Raw genomic sequence first — 19882 nt, 5'->3', positions numbered from 1 at the left:
ATTGAACCTAAGGTTATCATCCCTTCAAAGCCTCGTGAACTTTATTCAATAATTTTACAGACACGTTTTCTTGATTCTCAATTTTACTAATATAAGCCTGAGTTACAGTCATCAGCTTGGCTAGTTCTTCTTGAGTGAGTCCTGCTTGGATTCGAGCCAATGCTACTGGATTATCCACGTAATCAGCAGGATCAAAAACTTCATAGTCTTCATTGTTCTGTGTATGTCTTAATTGCTCAGTAATCTGATGGCGCAGGGCTTTATAAGCAGCAACAGGCAATAAAACATACTCCACTTTGCCATCAAGTGATTTAATTGTTTGCAGGTTCATTTGTAAACACCTCCACGTGGTTTGATTTTTTCAATGGAGATAATCTTCACCTGATCATCTCTATCAAAAATAATTCGCCATGATCCAACACGCAGGCGAAAATAGGGTTCGCCCTGTAGTTTTTTAATATCCAAAATTGGGTTATCTGGATTTTTTCCCAATAACACAATCTTTTCAGTTATTCTGGTTTTATCGGGTTGTGGTACACTTTGCAGTGCTTTCTTAGCCTGTTTTTTGATGAGCAACGTGTACGACATCATTTAAAACCATTGTTATTATTCTTTATATGGTTATTATAGGTTATATTTAGTTATATTTCTAGGGAGTGGTTTAGTGGCACTAGGTGGCAAGAAAAGGCAATTTACTGCGATAACCCCAACTATCATAATGATTTAACTGATTGATTTTTTTATTGTTATTAATGGTGTATGTTTGCCATTTATAGTATAGAGCGGGATTCGTAATCCATAGGACCGCGGTTCGATTCCGCGCAACGGCATTAATGAGTTAGTTAGACTCACTTGATTAAAATGCCCCCTTCAAATGAGAATAAACCATTTTTCTAGCTTAGATCCGGTAAGTGAGTTATTGTAATGATTAAAAATTGATGGGTGGCGAATTTTGATCGCATTTTATGCCTGTTTAATAAATTTAATAGATTGTCTGTGGTAATAATGAAAATTGTAATTAGCTATTGGGTTGAAAAAAATAAATCAGAAATATTAGAAATTGAACTGGATGAACAAGAAACTCTTGGAAGTGTCGAGCAACATATATCACGAATGTTAAAGCAAGATGTCATCGTAGTGCCAACAAGAGTTAAAGATGCAAAAAATAGTCAGACAGTTTTGGAATATTGTCAGAAAATTCAAAATAATGCTCCTAAGGTGCATTTCAATGCATTAATTCGCGCATCATTAGATGAAAAAGAACAAGCGGTTTTAGCTTCTTTATGGGCTGATAGTGGCAGTAGCTTAAAGCCTGTTCGAAATTTAGTGGAATTTTTAAGCACAGCGCTTCCTGAAGATATACAAGAAGCATTAGTAGTTCGTTTCACTAATAAAACAAACATGTTTGGACAAACCTGCAAAGACACCATTAGTAAAGCTGTTGAAACTCACGAGTCTCGATATAGTGTGCAAGTTCATCCTTACTCCTGGTTAGCTGCCGGAGCCTCTAATGTAATCGTTCATAGAAATGCCTTTAATGAGCTTTTTGTTGCATTGGTTTACAATCAGCGACGAGATAGACGATTAACAACCGATGTTTTAAGACAAACTGGTATTCCTGATTATTGGAAATTACCCGAAGGTTATATGCATCCCAAACCATGTAAAGGTGGGGAAAAGGGTATTGCGTTAGTTTCCTCTGATGATATGGATGAAGCTGAAGAATTAATGTTAAAAGATATTCCAATGCAAGAGGCTTATAAAACAATTAAAGCAAAGCATACTGGTCATTTTAAATCTCATGAAGAACTGCATCTTTCTTATGATAATAGTACGAAAGAGTGCGCAGTCAGGGAAAGTTATGAAGAAATTGGGTATAACGCCGCTTTGGAAGATGTACAATTTGTCTCACAGCGTGAAGAAAATCGCTTAATTCCCACCATTGTTAATGTATACCTCATTAAAACCAAACAGAGAAATGATATAGCGCCTCCACCTCTTAGAGTAGATGGGGTAGAAATTAAAGAAGCTCTATGGGGAAAACTCAAGGCATTCCGTTTTGAACAAGATCATACAAAAGTAGAAAAAGTTCGTATAGTTTTAGACTACTACGATGAAGAGGGAAATTGCTATCCAGTTGAGGTGCCTGTTAAGTATGCTTTAATGATTGGTCAGGCAATAAGAAAACTGCGCGATGAGGACATTCAAAAAAACACCATGATTGAAGGGCATCCTTTATTTGCTTCGAGAGAAAATATTGAAGCAAGGGTGAAGCAAATTTTAAAGACACCATCGTTAAATAAACATCAGAAGACATTACAGGATATTCTTGGTGTATCCCCCGAAAATCATTTATTAATCGAAGGAGGACTGGCACAAGAAATGGCCGAGGATTTAAAAGTACTGGCAAACCTTGGAAAGAAGGCTGAAAATTATCATAAAAAAATAGTGGCATTAGCATTAGCGTTTAAAAAAGCATCTCTCAATCAACCGTTAAATGCTGAACAGTTGACAGATATTGTTAAAAAAGCGCCTTTAATTGAATCTAATTTATTTCGTTCAGGAATTACATTATTTCCTTTAGCTCGTTTATATTCAACGAATTGCATGCAAAATGAGAAGAAACCAGAGGAAATAGCTATTTCCTGGCCAGTGTTTAAAAATTGATAAAAATTTAATAGAGCTAATTTGAACTCTACGCTGACAGAATAGTTGTAAAAATAGAGCTTCTTGTTAGAGCAAATTGAGTTAATGGGTGTAATATATGTGAATTAAAAGTCGACTATAGGATAGACTGCTTAACAGCAAAGCAGTAACAAACTTGACAAAGATATGAGAAAAAAACCCGGTATTTTGAATAGAAGTTAATCGGATAATCCAACTAAATAAAGTCTCAATGGGAATTACCTCTCCTTGATATTGATAGGGCTATTGATGCTCTCGGTTCTAAAGGAACGCTCGTCGATCTTCTACAATTGCTATTAAGTGAAACAAAAATTGATATGAAGAATATTCAGCAGGCATGAGAAGCTGATGATTATTTGTTAGTCCAGAAGTTAGTGCATAAAATAAAGAATTCCGCCCTTTATTGTGGGGCTATATTGCTTCAGAAAACTTGTTTTGATCTTGAAAATTTTATTAGGACAAAACAAGTAAATATTTCAGTAGATTCATTTAATAAATTTCAAACTACAGTATCCAAAACATTGAAGGTAGCCAAGCATTGGCTCAACAATCAGACTAAGTAAAAAGTAGAGCAGGATTGTTTGGATATGAAAGAAACGTTTAACAACATCAAAAAATGTTATTGATCTATAATTCATATTATTGATTATTTTTTGGTATAAAAATGACTAGAGAATCTTTTGAAGAAAACCTAGATATAAGGCGGTTCACGCAATTACATGACTTAATCTTACAAAGACAGGAATTTGAATCAAAACACTCTACTCCTCCTTATTCCCTGCATAGAACAGATTTCAATTTTACTGATGTAGAAGGCAATACCCTCTTACATTACGCAGCCGCAATAGGTGATATTGATAAAATCAAGTCTTGCCTGGAAAATAACGCCAATATCAATTTAAAAAATAATTTAAAACAAACCGCAATCAGTATGGCTTTGGAGAATGGACATCTTGACGCCGCAAATTTTCTTTTTCAACAAGGAGCTAGTTGCATCGATCTTAATTTATCGAGCTGTAAAAAAGATAAAAAACTTATCGAGTGGTTAAGTGAGAAAATTAAAAATGCATTACATCAATCTTTTCCAAATCCAGCAAATAATTATCGTAATTCCCTTGTTGATAATCAATTTTTTAGCGAATCATCACTTTATTATTCTTCATTAAAACGAGCAGCTGAAATTGGAGATATTGAATTTATTAAAGCCGTCATGGATAGTAATAAGCTTTTTCAGCAAACGATAGATTTTCTGTTGGTAGTAGCTGCGGGGAGCGGCCAGCTTAAAATAGTAGAGTATCTTTACAAAAATAATGCAAATCTCAACAGTCAGGAAAAATATGTTGATACCGCTTTAATTGAAGCCACGAAGCAAGGCCAGCAAGATGTTATTGATTTTTTGCTGGAGAAAAAGGTCGATGTTAATCAAGAGAATCATAAAAAAAATACAGCATTAACGTTTGCCATCATAAATAATGATAAGGAGACTGTCAGCAAGTTGGTTATGCAAGGAGCTTCACTTGGTCATGTGGATGTTGATGGCAATACCTTACTGCATCTTGCAATTATCAATCATTGTAAAATAATAAAAGAGTTATTAACAATACAGGGATTCAATGAGTTAGTAAAAATTAAGAATATTTATGGATTTACGCCATTGGATTTGGCCATTCAAAATAAAAGGGCTGAGCTAATTCGATTATGGGTGCCTGAGTGCGATTTAGAGATCATCAAAAAAGATTCAAATTATGGTGTTAAACCCACAGCAATATACCAGACAGCTGTTCGGAGGAAAATGTTCTACTGGCTTAAATTAAATTATCGTGATGTGAGTTATTTTGATAGTGTTGGTCATTGTAACGGATTTTCTTATTTAAAATCTTTTTATTCCGCGAAAGACATGGAGCAATATTATTTTGACACCCTTGCCTTAATGAGTAATTGGGATGGGCGTGAAGATACTTTGAAAAAACCATTTAAAGAGAGGCTTCAGGCCAAATTTTATCAAAATTTAGATGAATTGTTTGAGCAATGGACTAATGATGTTATATGGTTCCAGCACTCATTACTAGAGGAAATCGATCAATTAAAATCGGGAGATCGGGTTGGGCAATACTCCATGATCAAAGGGAATAATCAGGGCAATTATGATTATATCCCTCTTTATATAGAAGAACTCACTTTTTCTAAACGAACAGAGGCACAACTCCTGGAAATGTTCTCTTATTTAATGCGAATGCCTGTTAATACTTATTTTGAATTGGGTGGAGGAAATCACCTGACTTCAGGTTATAAAAGCCAAAAAGAAATATTGGTTTATTACGATCCAAATTTTACTTTTAAGCCAGAGGATACGGAGAATATTAAACCAGTGATTCAACGTATTATCGATTTCAAGTATATTTTGCTACGCAGGTTTGAGGAGGATGAAGCGAGTTGTATTTTTCGAATATTTTGCTATCAAAAAGATTTACCAGGGATGGATTTGGATAGTTTTGCCGTTTTAGATGAAAATGAACTACCAAAAAGTAAAGAAGACTCTGTTTCATTTCAAAAAAACTCTGCAAACAATTTCACGCCTCTACATATTGCAGTGATGACAAGAAGCTTACTGACCGTGCAAAAATTACTTGCTGATGGTTTTTGTGATGTCAATGCTAAAGACCACCTGGAAAGACGAGCCGTTGAAATAGCTTTCGATAGTGGTTTTTCCGAAGCAATAACACTCTTTTTAGAGACATCGTCAATTAATTTAGACGATTTCGATAAGCTCATGAAAGAAGCGTATTGTAAGAAACAAACTGATGTAGTGCAAACTGTTCTTACCAGTCCTCATGCCAGAAATCTAAACAGATTATTAATGAGTGCTATTAAAAATGAAGATATCGATCTGGTGGAAAAACTCTTTTCAGAAGATAAAGCTAATATCAATCAAATGATTTCTTTTTACAGAGCCGGTTTTTATCAATTGCCTCTTACCGAAGCAATAAAAACAAATAACCTTACTATTGTTCAATATCTTTTAAAAAGCGGTGCCGATCCTTTTATGAATGCTGAAGGTTACACACCCCTAAATGCTGCATTTTCACCAGGTTCCCGTTGTGCGGAATTGATAATTTCCCATTTAAAGGATGTGAACCAGCAAGACTCCACGGGACATACTGCAATTCATTATGCCACGGCATGCGCAAATGTTGATGCAATGAAGAAATTAATTGACAAAGGAGCTCATTTAAAATTGAAAACCTCCGAAGGAAAGACTATTTTTGACTGCCTTGAGGATAGGATTTTTTTTAATGAAAATGAAAGTCAAGAAAGGGATTGTTTAAAATTATTAATTATAAATTATGATTTTTGCTTAACTGATTCCAATGATAAAAAAATACTGATAGATTTATTGATTAAAAGTGCTGGCGAAGAAGATAATGAGTTATATCAACTAATCATGAGTAAATGTAATAAGGAAATCATTAATCAAACCACTATTAAGGGAAAACCCCTCCTGCATTACTTCATGATTAATCGAAAATTTCATCGAATTGAATCGTTACTCGAGAAAGGCGCTTTTGTAGACGCTCTCTTTTCTAGTGGCAACACACCTCTAATGGGGTTTATTAAAGCGAAAGATCTTCCAGAGAAGTATGATCTTATTCCCTTATTTATTAAATATAAATCGGATGTAACCATTAAAAATAAAGAAGGAAAGACAGCAATTGATTTAGTCAATGAATCTGATGATGATAAAATAAAAGAGATTTTTTATGATAGTGATCTCCTGGAAAAGTCAACCAGACCGTTGATTTAAATTGATTTTGACTTAACCTGACACAACTACTTGAAAAAGTGAGAGTTTCGGTTTTGATAGAAGTGCGAACTTTAATAAAACCAGGAGGAAAACTCGTAAGTGTTCACGAGATATACCTCTTAATTACCTATTCCGTGAGCACTTACGACAGTTCACGGGAACCTTGAGTAGATATCCTTTATACTTTTTTCACGAACTGTGATTTTAATTTCATCGCACCAATTCCTTCTATTTTGCAATCGATATCATGATCACCTTCAACCAGGCGAATTTTTTTAATTTTTGTACCTACTTTGACGACTAATGAAGATCCTTTAACCTTTAAATCTTTTATGACAGTGACGGTATCTCCATCCTGAAGTATTTGACCATTTGCATCTTTAATAACTCGTGCAGAAGAGCTTGCTGTTTCTAATGTTTCTTTTTTCCACTCGTAAGCACATTCAGGACAAATCAACAGAGAAGCGTCTTCGTAAGTATATTTTGAATTACATTGAGGACAGGAAGGTAATGAATGCATGGTTTTTCCAATATTAAGAAGGGAAGGTAATATATCATATTTAACTGTTTTATTCGATTATAACCCTCGCTTGATTAAAGTTAACGCTCTCTGCCGGCCAAAAATACCGAATACCGATGAAAGTCGGCAATTGGTATTTTTGTCGGGTCCAAAGAAGTTAACGTCATTTAGCTGATTTTTAACGGATCAGTCTGGGGCTTTATGAGGTTAATATCGTGTTGTTTAAAAATTTTCTGACAGGTTTTAAGGGCGCTACGGAGTTCTTTAAAATTAGCATGGCTTCCAATCAGGCCAATAACTCCTGCTTTTATCAGTTTCTTATGCACAGAGGCACTAGCGCCTGCCAATAGAACTTTGATACCGCGCTTTTGCAGATTTTGAATGACTTCTTCCAGGGTATGAATGCCCGTCAGATCAATAAACGGTACCCATTTAAGATAGATAATCAGGACTTCAGGGTCTGCATGTATATTAGCGAGAGTATGTTCAAAAGTTTCGGCAGCGCCAAAAAAGAAAGGGCCTTCAATAGTAAAAACCAATACATTGGAAGGAGGGCTGGCTAACCCTATTTCTTGAACAAGTTCTTCTTCTGTAGCTTGTTTAATTGCAACGCTGGTGGCCATTCGGCGTAAAAAATAGAGCATTGCCAAAATGACGCCAACACTTACGGCGATGACAAGATCGGTAAAAAGAGTTAATGTAAAAGTAAGAAGTAAAATACTAACGTCTTCTTTTGGGGCACGTTGTATCACCTTAATAAAATGTTTTGCCTCGCTCATATTCCAGGCCACAACAAATAAAATTGCTGCCAAGGCAGCAAGGGGAATATTGACAGCTAAGGGAGCCAGAAGAAGGAGAATGATGATGAGAGTGAGCGAATGAACAATACCTGCTAAAGGACTGGTACCGCCATTACGAATATTGGTAGCCGTTCGGGCAATTGCACCTGTTGCTGCGAATCCGCCAAACAATGGAGCAGCAATATTAGCGAGGCCCTGACCCATCAACTCCTGATTGGAATCATGACGAGTGTTTGCCATGCCATCGGCAACCATTGCCGAAAGCAGTGACTCAATACCGGCTAGCATGGCAATGGTAAAAGCGGGACCCAGCAGTTCAATGCATTGTTCCCAGCCTGGGGAAGGCAAAGAAAACCGAGGTAGTTGCTGAGGAATGCCACCGAAAGATGTTCCTATCGTCTTGACACCCTCAAATTGAAAGAAAATTTGGAGTACTGTGGCCGTGACCAGTGCGACCAAGGGGCCTGGTATACGCTTGAGTCCAGGTATTTTAGGGCTATAGATAACCAGTATTAAAGAAAAAACAGCTAATAAAGTAGTGGTCATATGAAACTGTGGAAAAACCTGTAAGAGATGAAGAAGTTTGATATGAAAATGTTCTCCCTCTACATGGGGCAAGCCAAAGAAGTCTTTCCACTGACCAATCCATATAATAACGGCAATACCCGCAGTAAATCCCACAATAACCGGATCAGGAATAAATTTGATACTTGAACCCAATTTGGCCAGGCTCATCAGAACCAGCATGACTCCTGCCATTAATGTTGCAATTTGTAACCCTTCGACCCCATATTGAGCGCTAATCCCCGATAAAACAACAATAAAAGCTCCTGTTGGCCCTGCAATTTGTAATCGGCTACCGCCAAAGACAGACACAACAAAACCCGCAATAATCGCCGTATATAATCCCTGTTCAGGTTTAACGCCGGAAGCGATGGCAAAAGCCATTGCCAGGGGCAGGGCAATGACACCAACAATGACACCTGAAACAATATTGTTTAACCAATGTTGACGTTGAAAAAGACCTGATTTTTTTGCTTCAAAAAAGGCTAGCATGGCCAAACCACCATAATGCTAATATAACTGATAAATGATAGGATCATATCATACCTGAAGAGAAACAGGGATTAGGACAATATATCATAGTTCTAATTATTTTAATTGCAAAACGCTGTCTTGCGTAACGTAAGGCCAATTTTTTAATCCGGGGTTAAGACATCAAGTGGAATGGTATAAATATACAGCCTCAGGGGTGACGATTTATTTGTACGTACAGCCAGGCGCAAAACGTACGAGAATTGCAGGTGTTCATGGAGAAGCGCTTAAAATTCAGTTAAACGCATCACCGATTGAAGGGCGTGCCAATGAAGCGCTATTAAATTATATGGCTCGTTTTTTTGATGTGCCCATTCGACAAGTCACATTAATACGAGGTCATAAATCAAGGTATAAAATGCTTAAGATAACGGGTAGTTCGATTGATCCTGTTCTATTATTGGAACGTTGCTAGGGTTTTTCGCTGTATTATTGCGTCACAGGGATGAATCTTACTCAATAGGGAAGTAGACACGAACAATTAATCCTGTTCCTTGAATTGGGGATGCCAGTTCAACCCGACCGCTATGAAGTTCAGCAATTTGTTGGACTATCGCTAAACCCAGACCGCTACCTGTACTTTTATTTCCCAGGACACGGAAGAAACGCTCAAATACCCGATTTTGTAATTCCACAGGAATACCAGGGCCATTATCCTGTACTTCAAGAATTAATTCCTTCTCCCTGACATAAACACGAACGGAAACCTTGCCGTTTTCTTTGCAATAACGAATTGCATTATCAACGAGATTGCGGATTAGGATACTTAGAGCGGTAGGATTTCCAGCAAAACCTGGCGGGCCTTCATCATGCTCAAATTCAAGTTCAATTTGTTTTTCCACGGCGCTGGGAGCTAGCATGGCTAATACTTCGCGAGTGATTTTGACCAAATTAACTTCGTCAATGTCATTGATATTGGCTGCTTCAGGAACCAGTTTGCTCATAGTGAGAAGTTGTTGGACAATATGGGTGCTGCGATTCACACTGGCAATTAACTTTTGAAGCGCCAGATTTTTTCCTTCCATATCACTGGTATTAAGCGCCACCTGAGCCTGGGCTTTAAGCGCAGCCAGTGGGGTACGTAGTTCATGAGCAGCATCAGCTGCAAAACGTTTCTCTCGTTCAAAACCTTCCTGTAATCTGTAAAATAATTTATTTAATTCATCAATGACGGGTTTTATTTCCTCAGGTACTTCCTGTAAATTGACTGGTTCTAAATGAGTGGGAGCACGGTTGGCTACTTCTTGAGCCACCCGATCAAGGCTGTCCAGTCCTCGGCCGATAATAATCCAAATGAGCAAACCGGAAAGAGGAAAGGTAAGAAGCATGATATAAAGATCATCCTGAGCAATACGATGACCTAATTCATTGCGTGTATCATAACGTTCCGCTAAAACTGTCCGCACACCCGCTTTGTCGTTATAGGTAGTAAATACACGCCATTTTTGTTTACCTAGTACCTTGTCACTAAAACCATCAATTTCAGCCGTTAAGGGCGTTTTGGGAGCGGTTGGTGAATGTAATAAAAGTTTTCCGCCGTTTGTCCAAACTTGAAAATTAAATTTATCGAGATAAGTTTTAGGCGGCAAATCATTTAAAAATCGACGTTGATAATAATTGTCTATTTTTTGTGGAATAAGTTCTAACGCATTTTGAATTTTGATAAGAGGACGCTGGTGAAGATCTTCACCTAATAATGCCTGATAGGATAAAGCCGAGATAGCCATTAAGGTATCCAGATGTTCCTGGATATCCTTTTGATCGAGATAATAGTTACCTATTGCAGTAAGTGTAGTTGTAATTGTTATTGCCAACAATAAATTTATTAACAGAAATTTACGAATGGAGGCTTTCACAATGAGTAGCTCCCCTTCCTATAAAATAGATAATTCGACAGGAATTGTGGGGTCAGGGTATCGTGAAGCAGAAATTGATGGTTCACGATAATCAATGGCTCTCGTTTTTTTCTGCCATATAGCCCACACCACGAATAGTACGAATAAAACTGGCGTTAAGCTTTTTGCGCAAATTATGAATATGTACTTCAAGGGCATTGGAATCAACATCTTCATCCCAGCCGTAAATACTTTGCATTAATTGTTCACGAGATAAAACTTGCCCGCTATTTTCGAGAAGTTTCTGTAATAAAGAAAATTCACGCCGGGGTACATTAACCATGACATCGTCCACATATACAGAATGTGCGGCAGGATCCAGGGTAATATTACGGTATTGCAATACTGAATCGGCTCGCCCTTGAGAACGTCTGACCAGTGCCCGGACTCTGGCACTTAGCTCATTTAAATCAAAAGGTTTTGTCATGTAGTCATCCGCGCCACTATCCAACCCTTTAATACGATCTTCTACTGTTTCCCGAGCGGTTAAAATAATAACCGGTGTAGCATTCCCATCATGACGAATAGCCTGAAGAAAACTTAAACCAGAAAGCTTGGGTAAACCTAAATCCAGAATAATTAATTCAAAAGATTCTGATTTGACTGCGGCTCGTGCTGCCTCGCCGTCTTTTAGCCAGTCTACAACATAACCAAATTGAGTGAGGCCCGTTTTAACGGCATCACCGAGCAATTCATCATCTTCAACCAGTAGCAATCGCATTCCAGCTCCTCATATGTTCTCAAGCTATTTTAAAGAAGGATGTTGTTTAATATCTTTTTCTATTAAATGTCTGGTAAGGTAAATTGCCTGTATAAAAACAAAAATCAGTGTGAAACCTGCGCCGCCAAACAACTTGAAATTAACCCAAATGTCAGTGCTGTAATAGTAGGCAATATAGAGATTAATACTTCCCATCAAAATAAAAAATAAAACCCACGCATGGTTTAAACGATACCAGATTTTTTGCGGTAAGCTGATATTACTATCCATCATTTTTTGGATAAGAGGCTTGCTGCCAAGGAAAGAGGAACAGAGAAATATCGTTGCAGCTAACCAATAAATACCAGTCGGTTTCCATTTTATAAACCAGGGATTACGAAAAAACAGGGTGGCTCCTCCTAAAATAAAAATTAAGCCCAGGCTAATCAAATGCATTTTTTCATAGCGTTGATGTTTAAACCTGTAAAATAGAACCTGGATAAGTGAAGCAATCATGGCAATAGCAGTTGCACTATAGATGCCAAACAGCTTATAGCTGAAAAAGAAAATAAAAATAGGAAAAAAATCAAAGAGTAATTTCATGACGTTGATTAGGATTTTGACGTTCTTTTAAGTATATCATAAAATTTTACACTGCTGGTGTAAAATTACTTCTTGCTCACGTTAATATTTTCAGGATTCATAAAAAAATCAGCAGGTTAAACACCGCAGTGAAATCAATCTTCATGGAAATCTGATTTTTTGAATACTTTTCAAAAGAGCCAGCCCGGTCAATGGGGAGAGGGCAGGGTAAAATCGTTTGAAAAAAATACACATGTGGCGTGCGTTAATGTATGATTGGCTAATCGGTAATATGCTGTATATTATAAAGGGTTTGACAATAACCTGCTTTCATACCAGGTAGAATCATAATCCTGGCAAGCATGACAAAAAGGTGAGCGATGAGTTTTGAGGCGGCGGAAAAACTTCAGAATATTATTAATGAAAAAAATGAAGAGATTAAGCAGTTAACCGCTCGTTTAGAGCACGAGCAGTTACAATCTGAAAGTAAATTGCACGCGCTGCAAGCTTACTATGAGAATGTTCTTGCAGTAATGCCTGGTTATGTCTATTGGTTAGATAAAAATAATGTTTTTTTAGGTTGTAACGACTTGCAAGCTAAAAGCGCACAACTAAAATCCAGACAAGATATTATTGGCAAAACCAATAATGACATGTTATGGAAAGATAAAGCAGAGGAATTAAATCAACTTAATAACCAGGTTATGGAAACTGGCGTATCTCATGTTGAAGAAGAATATGTAGTTATGCCGAATGGCCTCACTATTTATCACTCTGAAAAAAAACCCATACGTGATAAAAATAACGAAGTTATAGGTGTGTTGAGCGTTTCTTTTGATATCACTGAACAAAAAAAAATGGAAGCAGCCTTACGCCGGGCAAAAGAAGCTGCTGAAGTTGCCAATCATGCCAAGACTGAATTTATCGCGAATATGAGTCATGATATTCATACACCATTAAGTGGCATTGTGGGATTATCACAACTTTTAGAAGGCAGGTGTAAAAATAAGGAAGAAAAACAATATGCTTCCTGGATTAACGAGAGTGGTAAACAGTTATTGGAATTGTTAAAAAGTGTTCTGGATATTGTTTCTGATGAGCATATTAGTACCACAGAGGTGAATAAAGAGGCGGTTGATTTGCGTCAGTGTATCCGAGGATTGGCTCATTTGGTATTTCCGACTGCAAAAATGAAAGCTCTTGAATTACATGTAGCGATCGAGGATGCCGTTCCTCAACAAGTTATTACTGATGTTACCAAACTTCATAGAGTTTTATTAAACTTGTTAAGCAATGCTATTAAATTTACTGAAAAAGGTTCAGTTACTATTAAAATAGAAACGATTGTTGATGATAAAGATTATGTACAGCTTCAATTTAGTGTAATTGATACGGGTATTGGTATTCCTGATGAGATGCAAAATAAAGTTTTTGAGCGATTTTTCCGAGTAAATCCTTCTCGCAAGGGTACTTTAGGTGGCTATGGCGTTGGCCTGCATGTGGCGCAAAATTACGTCGGGTTGCTGGGAGGAGAAATTAAGTTAGAAAGTAAACTGGGAGAAGGGTCTACTTTTTCTTTTATTCTGCCTTTGAAAGTTTTTCATGCTGTTGACTCATCAAAAGAAATAGAAAAAACAAATCATCTCAGGCCGATTACTTCCGAAGACTCGCCCTATATTCTTCTGGTTGAAGCAAATAGTGTCGCTTTGCGATTTATAGAATCGCTTGTGATGCAGGCAGGGTGCCGTTTTGCTTCTGCAGCTGATGTCAGTCATGCGTTGAAATTAATAAAATCAAATGATTTTGATCTGATCTTTACTGAAATTGAATTACCCGCAGGTTCAGGAAATCAATTGGCTCGAGATATACGAAAATGGGAACAGGAAACTCATAGAAAACCTGTACCTGTTATTGGACTAACTACTACACCTTTAAATGAAATGAGGGAGTCATCGATAGATGCAGGAATGAATGAAATAATTAACAAGCCTGTTCAACTGCAAACCATACAAGAAATTATAAATAAATTCATTTTTTAACAGTCTTCTTTTTTGTAAGCGCTCATGCAATGGCGTCAACTTAACACCAATTTCATTACCACATTCCACGACTTGTCCCGTGGGTTCAGGATTAACGTACATTCTGGATTCCACGGACAAGCCGTGAGAGGCAGGATTCTTCTTAATATATAGTTTCCTGGCATTGTGAAGTTAACCAATTACCAGTTTTTGCCCCGGTTTTAATGCGCCTTTATTAATGGCAGGGTTCAATTGGGTTAAAAGGGTGACTTTGGTATTATTACGCTTGGCAATGCTGCTTAAATTGTCCCCTTGCTTCACAATATAAACTCCATATTGGATAACACGTTTCCAGATAATTAATTGCCTTCCTGGTTTCAGGAAGGTATCTGAATTGGTTTTATTCCAATTTAGAATTTCTGTACTCGTTACATTATATTTTTTCTCCAATTGTTGAAGGGTGTCATGCGGTTGAACAATATGTATTACTTTATAACTTTGAATGGTGGCGGGCTTATCATGGAGGACCGTAGAGCCATTGTTAGTAGAAGTAAGGGTTGTATTTTTACTACTTGGAATCAATATGTATTGTCCAAATTTTAATTTATCTGAGTTAAGACGGTTAAGCTCACGGAGTAGTTTCACTGTGGTAAAGTACCTTTTTGCAATAGAGCTTAAAGTATCTCCTGGACCTACCTGATGACGTGTCCAGCTTACTCGTTTTTCAGTGGGAACACTCGCCAGATTCCGATTAAAATGGGCCACTTTACCTGCCGGGATAAGAAGTTTAAACGGTTTGTAGGGGGCAGTTGCCCACCGATTATAGCCTGGATTAAGTTTGATTAAATCTTTATAAGAAATACCGGCGAGTTTGGCAGCATGGTTGAGATCGATTTGACTGCCGATATTCACCTCTTCAAAATAAGGGACGTGAGGGATATCAGGTAAAGTAACTCTATAGCGTTGAGGATATTTAATAATTTCCGCAAGGGCAAGTAAGCGAGGAACATAGGCTCTGGTTTCGTTAGGAAGCGGCAGAGTCCAAAAGCGGATATTTCGGGAAGATTGGCCGCTGTTTTTTATAACGCGGGCAACAGTACCTTCCCCTGAATCATAAGCAGCAATGGCCAGTATCCAATTACCGTTAAAAAATTTATTCAAATAAGTCAAATAATTAAGGGCTGCATCGGTCGATGGACGAATGCTTCGTCTGCCATCGAACCACCAATCTCTTTTTAATCCTAAATCGTTCCCTGTTCCTGGCATAAGTTGCCAGAGTCCTGCTGCACCTACTCCCGAATAAGCAAACGGATCGTAAGCGCTTTCAATCATGGGCAGGAGAGCAAGCTCGCCTGGTAATCTTCGTTTACGTATTTCAGTAATGATGTGATAAATATAAGGCTCTGATTGCGCAAGATTTTGTAAATAACTGGGGTGGCTAACCAGCCAGCGTAATTGAGATTGTACTTCTGGTTGAGTGACCTCGTGATTTAATGTGAACTGACTACGCAAGACATCCCAAACATTGGGAGTCGTGCGAGTATGTGCGATGTTCGAGAACAGGTAAAAACCTGTAAGAAAAAATAAAAAACTAAAAAAATTGATGGGGCTAAACTTCAATGGGAAAGCCTGTTTTTAATTAACGGTTGGCCAGTGTACTAAAAAATAATCAAGCAATAAACCTTTTTGATCTTTTTTAGATCCATTGGTTTTTTATTTAATCTAATTAATCCCTCATAAAATTTCTTATTTAATGATTAGAAAGTATCTTTTTCTGTTCTTATTGTTCTAAATACGGAGATTGAATCATTGCGTTTATTTCCTTTCATTGTTGCATAGGCTTGTACCTCTGCTGTATCTGTTCGCAAAAAAGGATTGATCTGCTTTTCAAGAGCTATCGTAGAAGGAAGGGAACATTGTTTTTCTTTAGCAAGTAATTGATGGGCGTAAGTGCGAATAGCTAAATTATGAGGTTCTACTATGGCTGCAAATTGCAGGTTTTTTTGTGTATATTCATGGGCACAATACACTTGTGTGTCATCGGGTAATGCTTTTAACTTCTGTAAAGAATGATGAAGCTCTTCAAAAGTTCCATCGAATACTCTGCCACAACCTGCGGAAAATAAAGTATCTCCGCAAAATAACCAACCATAATGAGGTTCATATAGACTAATATGGGTTGCGGTATGTCCCGGTGTACTCAATACCTGAAACTGGCAGGAGTTTAAAGACACAATATCTTCATCATCTATGATATGAGTCAATTGAGGAATACGGGAATCATCAGGGCCATAAACCGCTGTTTCTGGATAAGCTGTTAGAATTTTCTCAACACCGCCTATATGATCATGATGATGGTGAGTGAGTAAAATAGCTTTTAAGCTTATATTTTCCTGAGCCAGAAAATTTAAAACAGGTTTTGCATCACCCGGATCAATGCAGAGAGCGCTCTGTTCGTGCTCATTGATAATTAACCAGATATAATTGTCATAAAAAGCTGAAACGGGCAGAATTTTCATATTTGAACTCCTTTTTCTACCTTGTTTTTAAGTGTAGTCTATGAGTAAGGCGCGCAATCAAACTGAGCCCCGTCTCATTTACCAGACTTAATGGATACGTTTTTAATAAGGAATGAAGATTTTCCAGGGTTAAAGAGAGTACATAATTGTTGTAAAACAAGTTTCATTTCCTCTGCAAGTAAATAAGGGGGATTGATGATCCACAAACCACACCCCCTCATCCCTGTTTGATCAGTATTGGTTAAATAAAATTCAACTCGCAAAGCGTTTCGGGAGGTAATTTGTTCCATTTTCCGCAGTAATTGTTGATGTAAATGATTATCAACCAGAGGATACCAGAGACAATAAGTACCGATGGAAAACCGCTGATAAGCTGATTTAATCGCCTCGGGTACCTGTTTGTATTCTGTCTTAATCTCATACGAAGGGTCAATAAAAATCAAGGCTCGGCGTTCATTAGGAGGCAGTAAGGCATTAAGATTTTCTATACCGTCACTATGACTGTAGAAAACGCGTTTACCCTGTCGAGACAACATTTGTAAGCGTTCAAATTCGCGAGGATGTAATTCGCAACAATATAATCTGTCTTGCATTCGTAACCAATGAATAGCTATCGAAGGAGAGCCGGGGTAAAAGCGTAAATTTTGCGAGGGATTAATTTTACTGACAACTTGGAGATAAGGAGAAAAAAGAGGGGACAGCCTGGTTTGGTTCTCCCATAAAAGCTCGATGCCTTGCCGATATTCACCTGTTTTTGCGGCTTGCCTATGATGTAAATCATAAAGACCACATCCTGCATGAGTTTCTAAATAAAAAATCGGTTTGTCTTTACGAAGCATGTAATTTAGCAAACGTGAGAGAGTCAGATGTTTAATAACATCAGCAAAATTACCGGCGTGATACCCATGTTGATAGCTGAGCATAAATAAGCTTAAAAAGTTGAATTGGGCAGTATAACGCTATGTTTTCTTCAAACCAAACATTTGATGGGCCAAGACTAATAAATTTCATTGTATTTTTTGATATTTTAACCTAAATTATTTTTATAAATACAATTTTTATTCCGTTCAGAACTGATATCAGGAGAAAATATGCAATGGCTCATCCTGGTTTTTATTTATTTATTCTCTAATACCATTGCTTATGCGGATATTAAAATCGGCAATCCTCCTTTTAGACCTCCCTTTGTGTTAGATCAAAAGTCAGGTTTTGATATTCAATTAATGGGAACTATCTGTAAGCGACTGAATGAAACCTGCGAATTTTATCCTATGGCTGCTGAAAAATTATTTGGTGCTTTGCAGGAAGGGGACATTGATGTGGCAATTGGTGGAATTACTATTTCTGAGGCACGAAAGGTAGATTATATATTCAGTCTTCCTTATTTGATTAGCGAGGGAGAATTTCTCGTGTTGAAGAGCAATGGATTTCAATCGATTAATGATTTGAAAGGCAAGAAAATAGGGACTGTTATGGGATCTAATTACGAAGATTTTTTAGCCAATCATTATGGTTTGCAATTTCAGATCGTTTTATATACGGATCCTGTTTATCTGGTATCAAGCTTGAATCAAGGTGAGATTGCCGCAGTTTTTCTGTCACGGGAGTCAATGGGGTATTGGAAACGGCAAAGCGCAGGGCTGTTGGTTTCCTTAGGCAAGCCTGTTTTGATTGACGGCGGTTATGCCATTATGGCGACACCTAAAAATACGGCACTGATCCAGTCAATTAATCAAGTATTAAAAGAAATCGAAAATGATGGCACATTGGTTACTCTTTACGAAAATTATTTGAGTAATTAATTTTTTACTAGTTTGATTTTTACTTAACTTATTGTTTTTTTTAACTATTAATAATAATAAAAATTATCCGTCATTAAATTATTGCCTTATATAAAAATTAATCTAAAATTAAAATGCACAAAAGGAATTATTTTAATCAAAAAAAGGAAAATATCATGAAAAAACTACTTTCAACGATGTTGGGTACGGGTTTGATTTTTGCTGCTTCAGTCAGTTTCGCTACAGCTAATACAACTACTGCACCAGCTACTGATCTGAGCGCAAAGTGGACGTGTACTACCAATGCCAGTAGTGCCACTACAGATACTGATAAAGCAGCCGATGATCAAATGGCTAAAATGGCTACTTCTGCTGCAAATGCTTTTTCTGCTGCTGCACAAAACTGCCGTGATTGCACTAAAATTACATGTACAGTAGGTAACTAATAAAAGAAAAGTGAGTTTACAATGGTAAACTCACTTTTTTATTAATCCAGTTGTCTATTCGTAATATTTGTCAATGGATGCTGAAAACTCAGCGTCAGCAAAATTTGGCCAGTTGTTTTTGTCAAAACCAGGCGCATTTTTTAAACGCTCCTTATCGACATTGAGAATAAAACAATCGTTGTTTTTATCATAAGTAAATAAATGCCAGGGAATAGCGAAAAATTTATTTCCAAAACTTAGAAAACCGCCAAAATCAAGAACTAAATAATTCACTTTTCCAAAAGCTTTATCAATAACAAAATCATTAATTTCACCCAAGTGTTCATTCAAAGCATTTTTCACCTTGACACCAGTCACTTCACTGGCTTTAACTACGCTACGATGAGACATAATAAACTCCTTTTTAATTAGTTAAGGTGCGCCTCGTGTTAATAATAAAATAAGCAGGATAATTAACACTAATCCTACTGCCCCACTAGGATAATAGCCCCAGCCTGAACTATAAGGCCATGTCGGTAATACGGCTAACAGAATAACTACCAACACAATCAGAGTAATTAAATTCATGGTAAACTCCTTTTATTTAGAATTTATTATTCTTGAATAAGTATAGTAAATGAAGTTCAATTATTTGTATTATACTCAATAAGTATTACCATTATGTTTATCCAGACTCGTTCATGCTGTATTCATTAGGTAATCCCCCCATTTTTAACTGACACTAAAAGTAGAAACCTAGGCTGCTAGAGCCAATTTTCTTTTGGGTGGTATACCTCCAATAGCCGAGTTAGGACGTTCATTGTTATAAGACCAAAGCCACTTGGTGGCCTGTTCCTGGACTTGTTCAATACTCTCAAATAAGTATTGATTAAGCCAGTCATACCGAACAGTACGATTATAGCGCTCAATATAGGCATTTTGCTGCGGACAACCTGGCTGAATGAATACAAGCTCAATATCGTGATTTTTAGCCCATCTTGCGAGCTTATGGCTTACGTATTCAGGCCCATTATCACAACGTATCTGCTTAGGCTTGCCT

20 protein-coding genes are annotated in these 19882 nt (G+C 37.2%); 7 read left to right on the top strand and 13 right to left on the bottom strand.

Annotation, left to right across the window (positions count from 1 at the left end; genetic code table 11):
* Nucleotides 1-16: 16 nt before the first annotated feature.
* Nucleotides 17-331, bottom strand: a complete 315-nt coding sequence (locus T345_RS0112855) for a helix-turn-helix domain-containing protein (protein WP_028389652.1) — start codon at nt 329-331, stop codon at nt 17-19.
* Nucleotides 328-591 carry a type II toxin-antitoxin system RelE family toxin gene (locus T345_RS0112850; protein WP_051555272.1) on the bottom strand — a complete coding sequence of 88 codons (264 nt, stop codon included), beginning with the start codon at nt 589-591 and terminating at the stop codon, nt 328-330. The genes T345_RS0112855 and T345_RS0112850 overlap by 4 nt, the downstream gene beginning before the upstream one ends.
* 414 nt (nt 592-1005) lie before the next feature.
* On the opposite strand from T345_RS0112850, the gene T345_RS0112845 reads away from it, so the two are divergent.
* From T345_RS0112845 to T345_RS0112840, 3 genes are all read left to right on the top strand, one after another.
* On the top strand, nt 1006-2667 hold the full coding sequence (locus T345_RS0112845) for an NUDIX hydrolase (protein WP_131777801.1): 1662 nt from the start codon (nt 1006-1008) through the stop codon (nt 2665-2667).
* A gap of 374 nt (nt 2668-3041) precedes the next feature.
* A complete protein-coding gene (locus tag T345_RS15620) occupies nt 3042-3248 on the top strand; it encodes an Hpt domain-containing protein (protein WP_423202104.1) in 207 nt (68 codons plus the stop codon).
* Between the two features lie 101 nt (nt 3249-3349).
* Complete coding sequence (locus tag T345_RS0112840; RefSeq protein WP_028389649.1) at nt 3350-6487, top strand: ankyrin repeat domain-containing protein; 3138 nt, start codon at nt 3350-3352, stop codon at nt 6485-6487.
* Between the two features lie 178 nt (nt 6488-6665).
* Here T345_RS0112840 and T345_RS0112835 read toward each other — a convergent pair whose 3' ends face one another.
* Both T345_RS0112835 and T345_RS14395 read right to left on the bottom strand, forming a co-directional pair.
* Nucleotides 6666-7007, bottom strand: coding sequence for a zinc ribbon domain-containing protein YjdM (locus T345_RS0112835; RefSeq protein ID WP_028389648.1), 342 nt, complete (start codon nt 7005-7007; stop codon nt 6666-6668).
* A 167-nt stretch (nt 7008-7174) separates the two neighbouring features.
* On the bottom strand, nt 7175-8863 hold the full coding sequence (locus T345_RS14395; protein WP_084273815.1) for a SulP family inorganic anion transporter: 1689 nt from the start codon (nt 8861-8863) through the stop codon (nt 7175-7177).
* Between the two features lie 166 nt (nt 8864-9029).
* Between T345_RS14395 and T345_RS0112825 the strand changes: the two genes are divergently transcribed.
* Nucleotides 9030-9317 (top strand): DUF167 domain-containing protein, encoded by a 288-nt coding sequence (locus T345_RS0112825; RefSeq protein WP_242604621.1) that lies wholly within the window; start codon nt 9030-9032, stop codon nt 9315-9317.
* Between the two features lie 37 nt (nt 9318-9354).
* Here T345_RS0112825 and T345_RS0112820 read toward each other — a convergent pair whose 3' ends face one another.
* From T345_RS0112820 to T345_RS0112805, 3 genes are all read right to left on the bottom strand, one after another.
* A complete protein-coding gene (locus T345_RS0112820) occupies nt 9355-10758 on the bottom strand; it encodes an ATP-binding protein (protein WP_028389646.1) in 1404 nt (467 codons plus the stop codon).
* 91 nt (nt 10759-10849) lie between these two features.
* Nucleotides 10850-11518: a response regulator gene (locus T345_RS0112810; RefSeq protein ID WP_028389645.1), complete on the bottom strand. Its 669-nt coding sequence runs from the start codon at nt 11516-11518 to the stop codon at nt 10850-10852.
* Between the two features lie 24 nt (nt 11519-11542).
* On the bottom strand, nt 11543-12100 hold the full coding sequence (locus T345_RS0112805; protein ID WP_028389644.1) for a septation protein A: 558 nt from the start codon (nt 12098-12100) through the stop codon (nt 11543-11545).
* Between the two features lie 359 nt (nt 12101-12459).
* Between T345_RS0112805 and T345_RS0112800 the strand changes: the two genes are divergently transcribed.
* The gene (locus T345_RS0112800; protein WP_028389643.1) at nt 12460-14118 is read left to right on the top strand and encodes an ATP-binding protein; all 1659 of its coding nucleotides are present in this window, start codon (nt 12460-12462) and stop codon (nt 14116-14118) included.
* A 171-nt stretch (nt 14119-14289) separates the two neighbouring features.
* Here the strand turns inward: T345_RS0112800 and T345_RS0112795 are convergent, their stop codons facing one another.
* The 3 genes from T345_RS0112795 to T345_RS0112785 all read right to left on the bottom strand — a co-directional run bounded on the left by T345_RS0112795 (nt 14290) and on the right by T345_RS0112785 (nt 17539).
* A complete protein-coding gene (locus T345_RS0112795; protein ID WP_028389642.1) occupies nt 14290-15717 on the bottom strand; it encodes a lytic transglycosylase in 1428 nt (475 codons plus the stop codon).
* A 137-nt stretch (nt 15718-15854) separates the two neighbouring features.
* Nucleotides 15855-16616: a hydroxyacylglutathione hydrolase gene (gloB, locus tag T345_RS0112790; protein WP_028389641.1), complete on the bottom strand. Its 762-nt coding sequence runs from the start codon at nt 16614-16616 to the stop codon at nt 15855-15857.
* 74 nt (nt 16617-16690) lie between these two features.
* The gene (locus tag T345_RS0112785; protein WP_028389640.1) at nt 16691-17539 is read right to left on the bottom strand and encodes a 23S rRNA (adenine(2030)-N(6))-methyltransferase RlmJ; all 849 of its coding nucleotides are present in this window, start codon (nt 17537-17539) and stop codon (nt 16691-16693) included.
* 168 nt (nt 17540-17707) lie between these two features.
* On the opposite strand from T345_RS0112785, the gene T345_RS0112780 reads away from it, so the two are divergent.
* Together T345_RS0112780 and T345_RS0112775 are read left to right on the top strand one after the other, a co-directional pair.
* Nucleotides 17708-18418: a transporter substrate-binding domain-containing protein gene (locus T345_RS0112780; RefSeq protein WP_028389639.1), complete on the top strand. Its 711-nt coding sequence runs from the start codon at nt 17708-17710 to the stop codon at nt 18416-18418.
* Between the two features lie 155 nt (nt 18419-18573).
* Nucleotides 18574-18843 (top strand): hypothetical protein, encoded by a 270-nt coding sequence (locus tag T345_RS0112775; protein ID WP_028389638.1) that lies wholly within the window; start codon nt 18574-18576, stop codon nt 18841-18843.
* Nucleotides 18844-18897: 54 nt separating this feature from the next.
* Here T345_RS0112775 and T345_RS0112770 read toward each other — a convergent pair whose 3' ends face one another.
* From T345_RS0112770 to T345_RS0112760, 3 genes are all read right to left on the bottom strand, one after another.
* Nucleotides 18898-19233, bottom strand: coding sequence for a PRC-barrel domain-containing protein (locus tag T345_RS0112770; RefSeq protein WP_028389637.1), 336 nt, complete (start codon nt 19231-19233; stop codon nt 18898-18900).
* A gap of 21 nt (nt 19234-19254) precedes the next feature.
* A complete protein-coding gene (locus tag T345_RS14920) occupies nt 19255-19410 on the bottom strand; it encodes a DUF3309 family protein (RefSeq protein ID WP_084273814.1) in 156 nt (51 codons plus the stop codon).
* A gap of 168 nt (nt 19411-19578) precedes the next feature.
* On the bottom strand, nt 19579-19882 hold a 304-nt coding region (locus tag T345_RS0112760; RefSeq protein ID WP_028389636.1), incomplete at its 5' end, for an integrase core domain-containing protein.

It is taken from the genome of Legionella fairfieldensis ATCC 49588 (genome assembly GCF_000621525.1).
Taxonomy (GTDB): domain Bacteria; phylum Pseudomonadota; class Gammaproteobacteria; order Legionellales; family Legionellaceae; genus Tatlockia; species Tatlockia fairfieldensis.
This window is presented reverse-complemented; position numbering and strand designations above follow the sequence as displayed.